We start from the raw sequence: 2,464 nt of genomic DNA on the forward strand, positions 1-2,464 counted from the left end.
GTCCGTCATTCGTCCTCGCCCCCGAGGTCGATACCGTTCTCCTCGACGCGCTGCGCGTACTCGTCGGCCAGCGCGGTCCACTGCTCCTCGACCTCCTCGCCGGAGACCTCCTCGGGCGTCAGGTAGTTCTCGTCGTTGAACGCCTGGTAGTCCTCGGTGGCGACGATCTCCTCGAAACCCTCGCGCAGGGTGTCCTCGACGTCGTCCGGGGCGCCCGCGGGCAGCGCGACAGCGCGGTACTGCGCGACCGGGATGTCGTGGCCCTCCTCCACGGCGGTGGGGACGTCCTCCAGGTGCTCGTTGCGCTCCTCGGAGAAGATCAACAGGGGGTCGACCGTTCCGGATTCGATCTGGGGCATCGCCTCGCCGACCTGGACGGTGGCGACGTCGACCTGTCCGCCCATCACGGCCGTCAGCGCCGGTGCCCCGCTGTCGAAGGGCACCTCGTTGCCCTCGATGCCGGCCTCCTCGAAGAGCAGCAGCTGGGCGAGCTGGCTCCCGGTGCCGACGCCGGCGGTGCCGTAGGAGACGTTTCCGCTGTCGGCCTCGACGTCCTCGACGTTCTCGTAACCGGTGTCGGAGTTGGCGACCATGATGTAGTCGTCGCGCGACAACCCCATGACCACGTCGAGATCGTCCAGGGACACCGCCTCCTCCTCGGGCACGACCTGCGCGGTCGTCGTGATGAGGGTGGAGTTGAGCAGTGTGAGCTCGTAGCCGTCGGGGCTCTGGTCGGCGACCTCCTGCGTCGCGATCGCGCCGTTGGCACCGGGCTGGTTCTCCACCGGCATCGAGACACCGAGCGCGTCCTGCGAACCCTCGGCGAGGGCCCGTGCGATGAGGTCGGTGCTGCCGCCGGGTTCCTGACCGACGTTCAGGGTGATGGGTTCTGTCGGGTACTCGCCGCCCCCGACCGCGCCGTCGGTGACTCCACCGCAGGCGACCAGACCCAGAGAGAGGCCGCCGGCGGCGACGGCGGTGATCGGACGGCGCGAACACGAGCACCAGGACATGGGGGCCTCCTCGAGGGGCGGTGATGCGCGGGTGGCTGTTCCGGGGGGAGAAGGGCGTCGCGCTCCGTTGTGGGCAGCGCCACACCGATCGGTTTCTCAGAGGTTAAGGAACAGTCGTGATGCCTGTCTAAGCCCGAATTCGTATAGCTTGATACCTTCCGTGCATGGCAGAAGGGGGCGTGGAATGCTGACTCTCGACCAGGCCCGCGCATTCGTCGCCGTCGCCGAGGAAGGCCACTTCGGACGGGCGGCCGAGCGGCTCCACATGACGCAGCCTCCCCTGAGTCGGCAGATCCAGAAGCTGGAGAAGACGCTGGGCGTCACGCTCTTCCTCCGGGAGTCCCGGGGCGTGAGGCCCACCGCCGCGGGGGAGGCGTTCCGGGACGAGTGCGTGCAACTGCTGGAGATGGCCGAACGCGCACCCCAGCGGGCCCGCCTGATCGCCTCGGGGAAGGTCGGTTCGGTCCGGCTCGGCTACACCGCCGCCTCCGGGCTCAGCGTGCTCGGGCCGGTGCTCGCACGCATCAAGGAGGCCGCCCCTGACGTGAACGTCGAACTGCACGAGATGGTCACCGCCGCCCAGCTCGAAGCGATGCGCAACGGCGCGATCGACATCGGCCTGGCCCGCCCGCCGTTCCGGCTGGAGGACGTGGAGTCCTCACTCCTGCTGACGGAGGCCCTGGCGGTTGCCGTGCCCAGCGGTCACCGATTCGCCGTGCGGGGCACCCCCGTCTCCGGGCACGAACTGCGCAGTGAAGCCATGATCATGTACTCCGCCGAGCAGGCCCGCTACTTCCGCGACCTGGTGGTCGACCTCGTCGACGTGCGATCGGACCAGGTGGCCCACACCGCCACCCAGATCCTCACCGTCGTGGCCCTCGTAAGCGCCGGGCACGGCGTCGCACTGGTGCCGCAGTCCACCCAGCACCTGGGGCTGCCCGGGGTCGAGATGGTTCCGCTGCTGGAGTCGCCCGCGGACGCGGTGCAGCTGCACGCGGTGTGGCTGTCGACCTCGACCAACCCCGCACTGCGCCACGTGCTCCCCGTTCTGGAGGAGCCTGTCGACACCTCGTCGATGCACTGAAGGTATCGGTGCATACGAATTATGGCTTGGACAGGCATCACGGCGCGTTCCTAGCGTGAATAAGGCCCAACCCCTTCCCCTGGAGGTCCCCGATGCCGGACCACACGCCTGTCGAACTCGCCGACATCCTCAAGGACGGCCTTCTGTCCTTCCCGGTCACGCCTTTCGACACGAACCACGAGGTGGACAAGGCCGCGCTCGTCGAGCACCTGGAGTGGCAGTCCGGATTCGACATCGGCGGCCTGTTCGTCGCCGGCGGCACCGGGGAGGGCTTCTCGCTCTCCTTCGACGAACACCGCCTGGTCACCGAGACCGCCGTGGCCACGGTGCGCGACGGTGTACCGGTGATCGGCTCCGCCGGCGGGAA

At 68.8% G+C, this 2,464-nt stretch carries 3 protein-coding genes; 2 read left to right on the forward strand and 1 reads right to left on the reverse strand.

Going from position 1 to position 2,464, the window contains the following annotated elements:
* Window positions 1-5: 5 nt before the first annotated feature.
* Window positions 6-1,013, reverse strand: coding sequence for a Bug family tripartite tricarboxylate transporter substrate binding protein (locus D474_RS0125355; protein WP_017616288.1), 1,008 nt, complete (start codon window positions 1,011-1,013; stop codon window positions 6-8).
* Window positions 1,014-1,197: 184 nt separating this feature from the next.
* On the opposite strand from D474_RS0125355, the gene D474_RS0125360 reads away from it, so the two are divergent.
* Both D474_RS0125360 and D474_RS30060 read left to right on the forward strand, forming a co-directional pair.
* Window positions 1,198-2,097: a LysR family transcriptional regulator gene (locus D474_RS0125360; RefSeq protein ID WP_017616289.1), complete on the forward strand. Its 900-nt coding sequence runs from the start codon at window positions 1,198-1,200 to the stop codon at window positions 2,095-2,097.
* Between the two features lie 92 nt (window positions 2,098-2,189).
* A partial coding sequence (locus tag D474_RS30060) for a dihydrodipicolinate synthase family protein (protein WP_040704476.1) occupies window positions 2,190-2,464 on the forward strand: 275 nt, incomplete at its 3' end.

This window comes from Nocardiopsis salina YIM 90010, assembly GCF_000341025.1.
Lineage (GTDB): Bacteria > Actinomycetota > Actinomycetes > Streptosporangiales > Streptosporangiaceae > Nocardiopsis > Nocardiopsis salina.

Coding starts and splice junctions, on each gene's coding strand:
- D474_RS0125360 (WP_017616289.1), top strand. CDS start 1,198: ATGCTGACTCTCGACCAGGCCCGCGCATTCGTCGCCGTCGCCGAGGAA.
- D474_RS0125355 (WP_017616288.1), bottom strand. CDS start 1,013: ATGTCCTGGTGCTCGTGTTCGCGCCGTCCGATCACCGCCGTCGCCGCC.